This window comes from Escherichia sp. MOD1-EC6475 (assembly GCF_003046645.1).
GTDB lineage: Bacteria > Pseudomonadota > Gammaproteobacteria > Enterobacterales > Enterobacteriaceae > Escherichia > Escherichia ruysiae.
Genome location: NZ_PZKQ01000086.1, coordinates 1 through 14,653, shown reverse-complemented (window position 1 = coordinate 14,653; position 14,653 = coordinate 1). Strand labels below are relative to the sequence as shown.

At 51.3% G+C, this 14,653-nt stretch carries 7 protein-coding genes; 5 read left to right on the top strand and 2 right to left on the bottom strand.

The window, feature by feature from the left end; translation table 11 throughout:
• Positions 1 to 209: 209 nt before the first annotated feature.
• Together arcB and mnmL are read right to left on the bottom strand one after the other, a co-directional pair.
• Positions 210 to 2,546 (bottom strand): aerobic respiration two-component sensor histidine kinase ArcB, encoded by a 2,337-nt coding sequence (gene arcB / locus A7589_RS21580; protein WP_108189004.1) that lies wholly within the window; start codon positions 2,544 to 2,546, stop codon positions 210 to 212.
• A 95-nt stretch (positions 2,547 to 2,641) separates the two neighbouring features.
• Complete coding sequence (gene mnmL, locus A7589_RS21575) at positions 2,642 to 3,571, bottom strand: tRNA modification radical SAM protein MnmL/YtqA (protein ID WP_105282885.1); 930 nt, start codon at positions 3,569 to 3,571, stop codon at positions 2,642 to 2,644.
• Between the two features lie 675 nt (positions 3,572 to 4,246).
• On the opposite strand from mnmL, the gene gltB reads away from it, so the two are divergent.
• The 5 genes from gltB to A7589_RS21545 all read left to right on the top strand — a co-directional run bounded on the left by gltB (position 4,247) and on the right by A7589_RS21545 (position 14,581).
• Positions 4,247 to 8,707 carry a glutamate synthase large subunit gene (gene gltB, locus A7589_RS21565; RefSeq protein WP_105282884.1) on the top strand — a complete coding sequence of 1,487 codons (4,461 nt, stop codon included), beginning with the start codon at positions 4,247 to 4,249 and terminating at the stop codon, positions 8,705 to 8,707.
• Between the two features lie 12 nt (positions 8,708 to 8,719).
• Positions 8,720 to 10,138 carry a glutamate synthase subunit GltD gene (gene gltD, locus A7589_RS21560; RefSeq protein ID WP_000081650.1) on the top strand — a complete coding sequence of 473 codons (1,419 nt, stop codon included), beginning with the start codon at positions 8,720 to 8,722 and terminating at the stop codon, positions 10,136 to 10,138.
• Positions 10,139 to 10,589: 451 nt separating this feature from the next.
• Positions 10,590 to 11,357 (top strand): DUF1120 domain-containing protein, encoded by a 768-nt coding sequence (locus tag A7589_RS21555; RefSeq protein ID WP_108189003.1) that lies wholly within the window; start codon positions 10,590 to 10,592, stop codon positions 11,355 to 11,357.
• A gap of 144 nt (positions 11,358 to 11,501) precedes the next feature.
• Entirely contained in the window at positions 11,502 to 12,173 is a 672-nt protein-coding gene (locus A7589_RS21550; RefSeq protein ID WP_000477084.1) for a fimbria/pilus chaperone family protein, read from the top strand.
• A gap of 20 nt (positions 12,174 to 12,193) precedes the next feature.
• A complete protein-coding gene (locus A7589_RS21545) occupies positions 12,194 to 14,581 on the top strand; it encodes a fimbrial biogenesis usher protein (RefSeq protein ID WP_000914829.1) in 2,388 nt (795 codons plus the stop codon).
• The last annotated feature ends 72 nt before the right edge of the window (positions 14,582 to 14,653 follow it).

Below are 14,653 nucleotides of genomic sequence, written 5' to 3'. Positions count from 1 at the left end.
TGACTGAAACACATTAATCTTTTTAATAAAAATGCTACGCATCACACATTTAACTGATTCATGTAACAAATCATTTAAGATTTGCTATCTTAACTGCGTGCGGCCTGAAAAACAGTGCTGTGCCCTTGTAACTCATCATAATAATTTACGGCGCAGCCAAGATTTCCCTGGTGTTGGCGCAGTATTCGCGCACCCCGGTCTAGCCGGGGTCATTTTTTAGTGGCTTTTGCCACCCACGCTTTCAGCACGTCTACGTCGTGACGCCACTCTTCTTTCATCTCTTCAATCCATTCACCTACGTTATCTTCCCACGCAGGAAGGTCGGGAGACTGAATTTGCTGACCCAGCTGTTGTAGATGGCGTAACCCCACTGAACCTGCCGCGCCTTTAATTTTATGCCCTTCCTCGACGATGCCTTTTTTATCCTGCGCCGTCAGGTTCGACTCCAGTACACTCACATAGCCCGGCATCATTTTCTCAAACACCGCCAGTCCATCGGTAATCAATTTCGGCCCTACAAGTTCGAGATACTGTTCCAGCATGGGTATATCGAGTAATGCTTCAGATTTGCTGTTCTCTTCTGTCGTCACCGTGCTCTCCTCATCATCCTGGGTATCCCAGAATTTCTTGATCATCGCGGTTAGCGCCGGTACGGAAAGCGGCTTACTCAGCACATCATCCATTCCAGCATTGAGGTACTCTTGTTTATCTTTCAGCACATTGGCGGTTAAAGCCACCAGCGGCGGTAAATCTTCGCGCGGATAACGCTTCGTCAGTTCACGAGAGATATCCAGCCCGGTCATATCTGGCAACTGAATATCCAGCAACACCAGGTCGTATTCTCCCGGCTTAAACATCTCCAGCGCCGCCTTGCCGGTCATTGCTACATCAACGCTGTTACCCAATTTTTCCAGCACAGAACGCGCGACAATAACGTTCAGTTCAATGTCTTCCACCAGCAGCACATTCAGCGCCGGTAAAGGCATATCGTCTTCGTCAAACGCGTCATCGACCTCTTCTGCCACCGACGGTGCGTGGATCGTCAACCTAAAGGTTGAACCCTTGCCCTGTTCGCTGGTGACGGTGATATCGCCGCCCATATTTTTCGCCAGCCGACGAGAAACCGCCAGGCCAATGCCGGTGCCGGTGGCAGGTTTACCACCGTGACTGTCTTTCACCTGATAATACATGGCAAAAATTTTATCCAGCTCATCCTGCGGAATACCGATGCCGGAGTCTTCCACTTCAAAATGCAGCATGTCGCCTTCATCGTAGCGCACGCGCACGGTAACCTGCCCTTGCTGGGTGAATTTGACGGCGTTACTGATGAGATTCCACAGGATCTGCCGTAAACGCGTACCGTCGGTAATGATCTGATGCGGTAATGGTAGCATCGGTTCCAGAATAAAACGCAGCCCTTTTTGTTGCGCCTGCAATGCGGAGAGATTTTCCAGATCGGCAAGGAAACTGGTGAAATCAACCGGCTGGTTATCAAGCTGAACTTTACGCCGCTCCATCTTATCCATGTCGATAATATCGTTAAAAATATTCCCCAAAGTGACGGCGGAAACATGGATGGTTTTGAGATATTTTTCCTGCTCAGCAGTGAGTTCCGTATCCAGCAGAATGCGGCTTAAACCAACGATACCGTTCAGCGGTGTACGCAATTCGTGACTGATGGTGGAGATAAAAGTCGTTTTGTCGCGGCTGGCACGTTCGAGCGCATCCTGATACCGCTTACGCTCGGTAATGTCACGACCAAACCCCATCAAACCGTGGCGTTTACCCACGCGGTCGTAGTACGGCACTTTACGGATTTCAAAGCAGGCTTTGCGTCCGTCGGGATAATCCAGCCATTGCTCATAGGTCAGTGACACATTATGACGGAACACTTTTTCATCGGTCTCAATGACTTTCGCGGCGGCTTCCGGTGAGTAAACATCAGCAGGTTTCAGATGAACCAGTTGTTTTTCGCTCTTCCCGGTTAGCAATTCCATTGCGCGGTTACAGCCGGAAAACTCTTTATCTTCGTTACGGTAAAAAACCAGGTCTGGAGAGGCGTCAAGGAAGGAACGTAAGAAAGAGGATTGCTGTTCGAGCTGAATTTGTGTCTCTTCACGCTCTTTGATTTCAATTTTCAGCTGACCGAAGGTTTCCTGCAATTCAGCTTCCGCTTTTTCACGAACGGCAATTTCCTGATTAAGCTGGGTAATATTGTCTTTTAACTGAACGTTGAGGCTCAGATCGCGCTCACGCATCTCCTCCAGTTTTTGCACCAACCGTGACAGACGTTGTCGTGACTCCTCCAGTTGCTCTACAACCACCGAAAGAAAGTAGACCGCCCACGGCGTAATCAGCAGACCAAAGAAGATAGAACGAATAACATCAATGCTTTCGACCTGACCATGCAGCACCATGGTCACCGCCATTTGTACCACAATGGCGAGAACGACAAGGGCCAGCGCCAGCAACATTGAGAAGCGCACCAGACCTAACTTCATCATCAGGTCAACATAATACTGCGCCAGCAGACGAATTTGCTTCATTAGGGAATTCCTTCACGACAACCTGCCCCAATAATACCCAATTCTGACAGTTACGTTATAAATTGTGTGAGAAATGCGGAATTCCCCTCAATGGCCTACGCCGTTGGAGGTAGCCACGGACGTCCCAGCGCCGATCCTTGTACGCCATGTTCATTCAGATAACGATCCAGCTCGACCATTCCCGTCCAGCGATTTTCACACCACAGCGGAGCAAGTAGCGTCGGGCGACGGGCGCTGGCGGAAATTCGGTGGTAGATAACCTCCGGTGGCGTATGGCGAATCATTTCTCCGGCCGTCAGCGTGTAATCGTCCAGTTCAATACCGTTCAAACGCCCCGCTTCCCAGGCTTTCGCCATAATACTGCCTTTCACGATATGCAGGGGATGAAGCTTTATGCCGTCCACGCCGGTTTCAACCACTCGCTCCAGCGTTTGCAAACATTCCGCGTGCCCTTCGCCAGGCAGGCCGACAATTAAATGAGAACACACCTTCAGTCCACGCTGACGCGCCAGCTGAGTCGTGCGCTGATAGCAGGCAAAATCATGTCCGCGATTGATGCGATGCAGCGTTTTGTCATGCGCGGTTTGCAGCCCCAGCTCCAGCCACACTTCGTAGCCCTGGTCTTTATATTCACAAAGCAGATCCAACACCGCATCCGGCACGCAGTCCGGGCGCGTACCAACACACAAACCGACAATATTGGCCTGGCTCACCGCCTGTTGATACATGGAACGCAGCACCTGAACTTCCGCAAAGGTGCTGGTATAAGCCTGAAAGTAGGCCAGATAGCGTTTCGCGCGGTTAACCAGATTCGCCTGATGCGCCAGTTGTTCGGCAATGGAGCGATGCTGCTGTGCTTCGTCGGCAAACGAAGCAACATTACAGAATGTGCATCCGCCGCGTCCGATGGTTCCGTCACGATTCGGGCAGCTAAAACCGCCATGCAGCGTCAGTTTATGCACCTTTTGCCCGTAACGACGGGTAAGATCCCCACCAAACATATTGACTAATTTCTGTAACTGCATAATCTGATAGACCGCGCCTTGAAAAGAGGCCAAAGCCTGCCATTTTTAGCTCAATTCGGCGATGACCTGGATCAATCGCCCCGGCCTGCTTATATCAACTGCATAATAAATCACAATTACTGAAATTTAATGCAATAACACATAAATTACTTTTGCTTATCTTGCGTCGGATTTTTTTATCCGCTAATGGATTTTAAACAAAAACAGTAGCATGAAATGCCTTTTCCTCTTAAGGCAGTATAAAACACTGCTTCAAACGTCAATTCAAGGCAGGATAAGGGTTAACACGCCGCTATAGTAGTCAGGCACTCAACGTTTTCCTTTTTCCCCTCCCATTAATAAAGAACAACAAATTCAGTTTAAATTCAATAAATTAACAAAGAATTTTGCGCTAAAGCACATTTCCAGACCAATAAGCTTGCCATTTGACCTGTATCAGCTTTCCCGATAAGTTGGAAATCCGCTGGAAGCTTTCTGGATGAGCAGCCTGCTCATCATATTTATGCAGTAATTGAGTTCCCCTCTTCACCGTATTAACTGATGCGAAAAGGACAAAAAAGGGGGCGAATGCGAGGTAAGCGTATGAAACGCAAACCCCGTCGCCATGCTCTTTCTGTGCCCGTGCGCAGCGGTTCGGTAGTGGGGTTCCCGCAGAGCCTGGGGGAGGTTCACGATATGTTGTACGATAAATCCCTTGAGAGGGATAACTGTGGTTTCGGCCTGATCGCCCACATAGAAGGCGAACCTAGCCACAAGGTAGTGCGTACTGCAATACACGCACTGGCCCGTATGCAGCACCGTGGCGCGATTCTCGCTGATGGTAAAACCGGTGACGGTTGCGGTCTGCTGTTACAAAAACCGGATCGCTTTTTTCGCATCGTTGCGCAGGAACGCGGCTGGCGTTTAGCGAAAAACTACGCCGTCGGGATGATCTTCCTGAATAAAGATCCTGAACTCGCCGCCGCCGCACGCCGCATCGTTGAAGAAGAGCTACAACGCGAAACCTTGTCGATTGTCGGCTGGCGTGATGTCCCTACCAACGAAGGTGTACTGGGTGAAATCGCCCTCTCCTCGCTGCCGCGCATTGAGCAAATTTTTGTGAACGCCCCGGCAGGCTGGCGTCCGCGCGATATGGAGCGCCGTCTGTTTATCGCCCGTCGCCGCATTGAAAAACGTCTCGAGGCCGATAAAGACTTCTACGTCTGTAGCCTGTCGAATCTGGTCAACATCTATAAAGGTCTGTGTATGCCGGCGGATTTGCCGCGCTTTTACCTGGATCTTGCTGATCTGCGTCTGGAATCAGCTATCTGCCTGTTCCATCAACGCTTCTCCACCAACACCGTGCCGCGCTGGCCGCTGGCGCAGCCGTTCCGCTATCTGGCGCACAACGGCGAAATCAACACTATCACCGGTAACCGTCAGTGGGCGCGCGCCCGTACCTATAAATTCCAGACGCCGCTGATCCCGGATTTGCACGACGCCGCACCGTTCGTCAACGAAACGGGTTCTGACTCCAGTTCAATGGATAACATGCTGGAACTGCTGCTGGCGGGCGGGATGGATATCATCCGCGCCATGCGTCTGTTAGTGCCACCCGCCTGGCAGAACAACCCGGATATGGATCCGGAACTGCGCGCGTTCTTCGATTTTAACTCCATGCATATGGAGCCGTGGGATGGCCCGGCGGGCATCGTGATGTCTGACGGTCGCTTCGCTGCCTGTAACCTCGACCGTAACGGTCTGCGTCCGGCGCGCTACGTCATCACCAAAGATAAACTCATCACCTGCGCCTCTGAAGTCGGCATCTGGGATTACCAACCTGACGAAGTAGTCGAAAAAGGCCGCGTCGGGCCAGGCGAACTGATGGTGATCGACACCCGCAGTGGGCGTATTCTGCACTCGGCAGAAACCGATGACGACCTGAAAAGCCGCCATCCATATAAAGAGTGGATGGAGAAAAACGTTCGCCGCCTGGTGCCGTTTGAAGACTTGCCCGATGAAGAAGTAGGTAGCCGCGAACTGGACGACGACACGCTTGCCAGTTACCAGAAACAGTTTAACTACAGCGCGGAAGAACTGGACTCTGTGATCCGTGTGCTGGGCGAAAACGGCCAGGAAGCGGTCGGTTCGATGGGCGACGACACCCCATTCGCCGTACTCTCCAGCCAGCCGCGCATTATTTACGACTACTTCCGCCAGCAGTTTGCCCAAGTCACTAACCCGCCAATCGACCCGCTGCGTGAAGCGCATGTTATGTCGCTCGCCACCAGCATCGGTCGTGAAATGAACGTCTTCTGTGAAGCAGAAGGCCAGGCGCACCGTTTAAGCTTTAAATCGCCGATTCTGCTCTACTCCGATTTCAAACAACTTACGACGATGAAAGAGGAGCACTACCGCGCAGATACGCTGGATATCACCTTTGACGTCACCAAAACCACGCTCGAAGCGACGGTCAAAGAGCTGTGCGATAAAGCCGAAAAAATGGTACGTAGCGGCACCGTGCTGCTGGTGCTTTCCGACCGGAATATCGCTAAAGATCGCCTGCCAGTTCCGGCCCCGATGGCGGTTGGCGCGATCCAGACCCGTCTGGTCGATCAAAGCCTGCGTTGCGACGCCAACATCATCGTCGAAACCGCCAGCGCCCGCGACCCGCACCACTTCGCCGTGTTGCTGGGCTTCGGCGCGACGGCTATTTATCCGTACCTTGCCTATGAAACGCTGGGTCGCCTGGTTGACACCCACGCGATTGCCAAAAATTATCGTACCGTGATGCTCAACTACCGTAACGGCATCAACAAAGGCTTGTACAAAATCATGTCCAAGATGGGCATCTCAACCATCGCCTCTTACCGCTGCTCGAAACTGTTTGAGGCGGTCGGTCTGCACGATGACGTTGTGAGCCTGTGCTTCCAGGGCGCGGTCAGCCGCATTGGCGGAGCAGGCTTTGAAGACTTCCAGCAGGATCTGCTGAATCTGTCAAAACGAGCCTGGCTGGCGCGTAAACCCATCAGCCAGGGCGGCCTGCTGAAATACGTGCACGGCGGCGAATACCACGCCTACAACCCGGACGTCGTGCGCACGCTGCAACAGGCGGTACAGAGCGGCGAGTACAGCGACTATCAGGAATACGCGAAGCTGGTTAATGAGCGTCCAGCAACCACGCTGCGCGATCTGCTGGCAATTACGCCGGGTGAAAACGCGGTCAACATTGCTGATGTTGAACCGGCAAGCGAACTGTTTAAACGCTTCGATACCGCTGCGATGTCTATCGGCGCGTTAAGCCCGGAAGCCCACGAGGCGCTGGCGGAAGCGATGAACAGCATCGGCGGTAACTCGAACTCCGGTGAAGGCGGTGAAGATCCGGCGCGCTACGGCACCAACAAAGTGTCGCGCATCAAGCAGGTGGCTTCCGGTCGCTTTGGGGTTACTCCGGCGTATCTGGTCAATGCCGACGTCATTCAGATTAAAGTCGCCCAGGGCGCGAAGCCGGGCGAAGGCGGTCAGTTGCCGGGCGACAAAGTCACTCCTTACATTGCCAAACTGCGCTATTCGGTGCCGGGCGTGACGCTGATCTCCCCGCCGCCGCACCACGATATCTACTCTATCGAAGACTTAGCGCAGCTCATTTTCGACCTTAAGCAGGTTAACCCGAAAGCGATGATCTCCGTGAAGCTGGTTTCCGAACCGGGCGTTGGCACCATCGCCACCGGTGTGGCGAAAGCTTATGCCGATTTAATCACCATCGCAGGCTATGACGGTGGCACCGGCGCAAGCCCGCTGTCGTCAGTGAAATACGCAGGCTGCCCGTGGGAACTGGGGCTTGTTGAAACACAACAGGCGCTGGTTGCCAACGGCTTGCGTCATAAAATCCGTTTGCAGGTCGATGGCGGTCTGAAAACGGGTGTCGATATCATCAAGGCGGCGATTCTTGGCGCAGAAAGCTTCGGCTTCGGCACTGGCCCAATGGTCGCGCTCGGCTGTAAATATCTGCGTATTTGCCACCTGAACAACTGCGCCACGGGTGTAGCAACTCAGGATGACAAACTGCGTAAGAATCACTATCACGGCCTGCCGTTCAAGGTGACGAATTACTTTGAATTTATCGCCCGTGAAACCCGCGAGCTGATGGCACAGCTGGGCGTAACGCGTCTGGTGGATCTGATTGGTCGCACCGACCTGCTGAAAGAGCTGGACGGTTTCACCGCCAAACAGCAGAAGCTGGCGCTGTCGAAGCTGCTGGAAACCGCCGAACCGCATGCAGGTAAGGCGCTCTACTGCACCGAAAACAACCCGCCGTTTGATAACGGCCTGCTGAATGCGCAGTTGCTGCAACAGGCGAAACCGTTTGTCGATGAGCGCCAGAGCAAAACCTTCTGGTTCGATATTCGTAACACCGACCGTTCTGTCGGCGCATCGCTTTCAGGTTATATCGCCCAGACGCACGGCGATCAGGGACTGGCTGCCGATCCGATTAAAGCGTACTTCAACGGCACCGCAGGCCAGAGTTTCGGCGTGTGGAACGCGGGCGGCGTGGAGCTGTATCTGACGGGTGATGCCAACGACTATGTCGGTAAAGGCATGGCGGGCGGCTTAATCGCCATTCGTCCTCCGGTTGGCTCGGCCTTCCGCAGCCATGAGGCGAGCATTATCGGCAACACCTGCCTGTATGGTGCGACCGGTGGTCGTCTGTATGCCGCAGGCCGCGCGGGTGAACGTTTTGGCGTGCGTAACTCCGGTGCTATTACCGTGGTAGAAGGTATTGGCGACAACGGCTGTGAATATATGACGGGCGGTATCGTCTGTATTCTGGGTAAAACTGGCGTTAACTTCGGCGCGGGCATGACCGGCGGCTTCGCTTACGTTCTCGACGAAAGTGGTGATTTCCGCAAACGCGTTAACCCGGAACTGGTGGAGGTCTTAAGCGTGGACTCTCTGGCGATCCATGAAGAGCATCTGCGTGGTCTTATCACCGAGCATGTGCAGCATACTGGTTCCCAGCGTGGCGAAGAAATTCTGGCTAACTGGTCAACCTTCGCCACTAAATTCGCGCTGGTTAAACCGAAGTCCAGTGATGTAAAAGCACTGCTGGGTCACCGTAGTCGTAGCGCAGCAGAGTTGCGCGTGCAGGCGCAGTAAGGGGTAGCAACAATGAGTCAGAATGTTTATCAATTTATCGACCTGCAGCGCGTTGATCCGCCAAAGAAACCGCTGAAGATCCGCAAAATTGAGTTTGTTGAAATTTACGAGCCGTTTTCCGAAGGCCAGGCCAAAGCACAGGCTGATCGCTGCCTGTCATGCGGCAACCCATACTGCGAGTGGAAATGCCCGGTACACAACTACATCCCGAACTGGCTGAAGCTCGCCAACGAGGGACGTATTTTTGAAGCGGCAGAACTGTCGCATCAAACAAATACCCTGCCGGAAGTGTGCGGACGTGTCTGCCCGCAGGATCGTCTGTGCGAAGGTTCCTGTACCCTGAACGATGAGTTCGGCGCAGTGACCATCGGTAATATTGAGCGTTATATCAATGATAAAGCGTTCGAAATGGGCTGGCGCCCGGATATGTCCGGCGTGAAGCAAACCGATAAAAAAGTGGCGATTATCGGCGCAGGTCCGGCGGGTCTGGCGTGTGCGGATGTCCTGACGCGCAACGGTGTAAAAGCTGTCGTCTTCGACCGTCACCCGGAAATCGGCGGGCTGCTGACTTTCGGCATTCCGGCCTTCAAGCTGGAAAAAGAGGTGATGACGCGCCGCCGTGAAATCTTCACCGGCATGGGTATTGAATTCAGACTCAATACCGAAGTGGGCCGTGACGTACAGCTTGACGATCTACTGAAAGATTACGATGCCGTGTTCCTTGGCGTCGGGACTTATCAGTCAATGCGTGGCGGGCTGGAAAACGAAGACGCCGATGGTGTGTACGCGGCGCTGCCGTTCCTTATCGCCAACACCAAACAGTTGATGGGCTTTGGCGAAACCCACGACGAACCTTTCGTCAGCATGGAAGGCAAGCGCGTGGTGGTGCTTGGCGGCGGCGATACCGCGATGGACTGTGTGCGGACTTCCGTGCGTCAGGGAGCAAAGCACGTTATCTGCGCCTATCGTCGTGATGAAGAGAACATGCCAGGTTCCCGTCGCGAAGTGAAAAACGCGCGGGAAGAAGGCGTTGAGTTCAAATTCAACGTCCAGCCGCTGGGTATTGAAGTGAATGGCAACGGTAAAGTCAGCGGCGTGAAAATGGTGCGCACCGAAATGGGCGAACCGGACGCTAAAGGCCGTCGCCGCGCGGAGATCGTGGCAGGGTCAGAACATATTGTTCCGGCAGATGCGGTGATCATGGCGTTTGGTTTCCGCCCACACAGCATGGAATGGCTGGCAGAACACAGCGTTGAGCTGGATTCGCAGGGTCGGATCATTGCCCCGGAAGGTAACGAAAACGCCTTTCAGACCAGTAACCCGAAAATCTTTGCCGGTGGTGACATCGTGCGTGGTTCGGATCTGGTGGTGACTGCCATCGCCGAAGGTCGTAAAGCGGCTGACGGGATCATGAACTGGCTGGAAGTGTAATCCCCTAATTTTCTACTAACGTGTTGTAGTTCGCCAGGCTCTGTCTGGCGAATCTTGCCCATTAACAACCTTAGTATTTCTGCGCTATTCGCTGCTCTCCCTCTTTTTTGCTGAAGTAGTACCAGGATAGCGACTTAAACATATAAAAAAAATAAATATAATCATGCGGTATATTCATTATATTTATTTTTATATTTTCCTATTTTTCCCGTTAGTTATATTTATTAAATGAATATTGAAGATTATTTTTCACCATAAAAAAAATACATAAGTCACAATATAACCATATTAACATTCATCTGTAGAATATAATTTGTTTATTAATTATTTCCAGATGCGCAATTTATTTACAATCATAAACAACCGGGTACACTTATCCGGTTTTTGTTCTTTAAATATTGAAGAACAAATTAAATCACTCATTAAGAATCGTCACCAAGGAAGTGTTCACATGCTTTTCAAAAAGTCTCTCACTACTGCCGCTATTTGTGCGGCTCTTGCTGTTACGTCATTTAATGTAATGGCAGCTGATACCACCGTGACCTCAGATGCCACCTTAACGGTTGTCGGAGAATTTAACCCAGGTGCATGTACCCCTGAATTCACTGGTGGCGGCATCATTGACTACGGTAAACATCCAAACATGGCGCTGAATCCAACCGGTGTCACCAACCCCCTCGTTCAGTTAGGCCGTAAAACCACAACTCTGACCATCAAATGTACAGCGCCAACGCTGTTTGGTATTACCAGCTTCGATAACCGCCTGAACTCTCGCATCGGCTTAAGCAGCACTGCGTATATTGCCAACGCTTTTGGTAAAAAAATGAATGCAACTGCCACTTCCAATGGTTTTGGTCTCGGATTAGCGCCAAACGGGCAGAAAATTGGTTCATTCTGTATCGGTATCGATACCATGGCGGGTGTAGTTACTGCGAGTGACGATACTGGTGATCTGAACGTTGATGTTATTCAGACCGGTGACTTTACGCAGACTACTCCCGTCTGGATTAAGAGTGATACTGGCTCCATCGTTTCGACTAACGGTGCAAAAAACCGTGCCTATTCTGTGGCGAAAACGGGTGAGTTAACGCCTGTTGCGATCACTATGGCCCAGTTCCCACTGCTGATTGACGCCGCTGTACAGGATAATACCGTTCTGGGTACGACTGAAGTGATTAAACTGGACGGTAACGTGACTCTGCAGGTGCTGTACCTCTAATCGTTAGCGATTCATTTTAGCGTTATTAAAAACAGCAGCATCGGTATTTTGCCGGTCTGCTGTTATTTATCACTTTCTTAGTCAGAAAGTAATAAAGATAAAAGGAATAACCCGATCTGGTTTCGGTATTTACAGGAGTTTTCTATGTTTAAATCTTTATTATCGGCTCTCGTATTACTCTCTTTTCAAACGCTGGCTGCCGGCATGGTGCCAGAAACATCAGTATTACTGGTTGATGAAAAGAAAGGCGAGGCGACGATGAATGTCACCAATACAGATTCTTATCCCGCACTGCTCTACACCACCATTGTCGATCTCCCGGATAGCCAAAAAACGATTCGTTTAATTCCAACCCAACCGGTTATTCGCGTGGAAGCAGGTCAAATTCAGCAAGTCCGTTTCTTGTTGCAAACATCCGCGCCCCTGAAAGCGGAAGAACTCAAACGCGTTACCTTTGAAGGTATTCCACCAAAAGACGTCGATAAAAACCAAGTTTCCTTAACAATACGTCAGGACTTACCGGTGTTGATTCACCCAGCCTCGCTCGCCGTAGAAACAGAAGCCTGGAAATATCTCGAATGGCGTAAAAACGGTAATCAAATAGAAATCAGCAACCCCAGTGATTACGTCGTGCGTATGACCTTGCAATTCAAAACATTGCCCTCAGGAAAACCAGGTAATTTAAGCAAAACATACCTGTTGCCACACACCTCAACCACAGCCACTCTGCCAGACGCCACTGACAAACAAGTGGAATTTTACCCTGCCAGCCGATACGGCTATCGCGGTAATAAATATCTGACAGACTTGAAATAACTTACTTCAGGTATCCAGGGATGTTGAAGAAATCGTTACTGGCATATTCTATCGGCCTACTCACAACGCTGCCTGCCAACGCCAGCGATCTCGAACTCGCTGCCGTAGACTTCGACCGGAATACACTTAAATCGCTGGGGATTGATCCGGCTGTTTCGCACTATTTTTCTCGTTCTGCACGCTTTATGCCGGGTGAGTATTCGCTCATGCTCAACGTTAATGGGGACGAAATTGGCAACATCATCGTACGCATTGATAACAACGGTGATGCCTGTCTTGATAAAAATGTGCTGGAATTTGCCGGGTTAAAAATCCCCGCCAGTAGCGATGAGAATGGCTGCTATGACTATCCCCAAAGTTACCCCGGTACGAAAATTACCCCGCTGACCAACCAGGATAAGTTGCAGATAACAGTGCCTCCACAGGCGCGTATTCCTCTAGGCCAGGATGTGACATCGGCTACCACCGGTGGACATGGCGCACTGTTAAATTATTCGCTTCTCTCCAGCCGTTCTGAGTTTGGCAATGACAGCTCTGATTTTTCCCAGGCGGTGCTGGAAGGCGGTATCAACATCAATGACTGGATGTTAAGAAGCCACCAATTTATTACGCAATCTGACGGTAACTTCAGCAACCAGAACTCCACGACCTACCTTGAGCATACATTCGTGGGGAGCAAGATGTTAATGCGTGCGGGTGAAGTTAACGTGAATAACACGTTACTTGAAGGTGCAAGAATTTATGGTATTGAATTATCGCCAGATAGCGCCTTACAGCATACCGGCAGCGGCGTACAAGTAACCGGAATCGCGAATACATTTCAGGCGCGAGTGGAAATACGCCAACAGGGCGTTCTGCTACTCTCGACTCTGGTTCCGGCGGGTGCGTTTACCATTTCGGATGTTCCCGTTCGCACGATGAACAGCGACCTTCAGGTCAACGTGATTGAAACTACCGGAGGGGAACACACCTTCTCCGTTCCTGCGACGTTGTTTAATAACCAAATAGTTAACGGTCAGGGCTATCGCATTTCACTGGGTCGCGTTGACAGTAGTTATGACGACTCTCCTTGGGTATTAAGCGCATCTGATAGCTGGAATCTCACAACCTGGAGTAATTTCGGCGGAGGAGCAATTGTGGCAGATAGCTACCAGGCTATTGCCGCGCGTACAGATATCATCCCCTTGCCTGACCTGTCGCTGGGAAGCCAAATAAGCTCGGCTTGGGATAACAACCATTCGCTGCACGGGCAAAAATATCAACTGGATGTAAACTACAACTTACCCTACGCATTAGGAGTAAACAGTAGTATCAGCTACCAGGATCACAACTATCGCACCCTGTCTGAATCCACCGATAACGATGGTGAAAGCGACTGGACAAAAAGCACCCTGTCACTGGGAATTAGCTGGTCAGATCCGACACTTGGCGGTGTTAACGTTAGTGGCTATAAAACGCAAAGTTACGATGGCAGAAGCGATTCGACTAACCTTAGTGTCAACTGGAACAAAAGCTTTAAACACGCCACTGTTTCCGTTAACTGGCAGCATCAATTGGATGCCTCTGAAGATAATGAAGACGATGGCGACCTTTTCTACGTGAATATCAGTATTCCGTTTGGTCGTTCCAGCAGTACCACATTGTATACACGCCACGATGACCATCGCACATACTACGGCGGGGGAGTCTCTGGTGCTATCTCAGATGAAACCTCTTACTATGTCAGTGCCGAGCGTAATCAGGACGAACAGCAGAACACGATTAATGGCAGCCTGAATACCAATCTTCACTATACCCAACTCAGCCTGGCTGCAAGTGCGAACAACGAAGATAATCGTTCCTATAACGGTATGCTTTCTGGCGGTATTGCCCTGCACAGCCAGGGAGTCACGCTCTCTCCGTGGGCAATTGATGATACTTACGCCATTGCCAGACTCGATAACGCCGTATCAGGGGTCAAAATATCAACCCCAACAGGCTCAGTCTGGACGGATATCGGCGGCAAGGCGGTGATCCCCTCACTTCAGCCGTGGCGTAAAGCAACAATAGAAATTGATACCACCAGTTTGCCAAAAAATGTCGACGTCGGTAATGGCACAAAAATGCTGAAACAGAGCCGTGGGGCTGTGGGTAAAGTGGGCTTTAACACCCTCACACAACGGCGGGCACTGCTCACTATTGCTTATCCCGATGGTAAAAAACTGCCACAAGGAATGGCGATTCAGGACAGTGACGGCAACTACCTGACTACGTCCGTTGACGAGGGTACGGTGTTCCTCAACAACGTGAAGCCAGAGATGACAATAATCGCAGTAGATGGCAATCGCTCCTGTCGGATCTCGCTCTTCTTACCCGCAGAAGCACCTGACGATATCTTCTACGAAACAGCAACAGGAGTCTGCCAATGAAACGGATAATCGCAGGATGTCTGCTATTGACGTGCGCCATGCCGGTTCTGGCAGTGGATTTGCCCCTATATT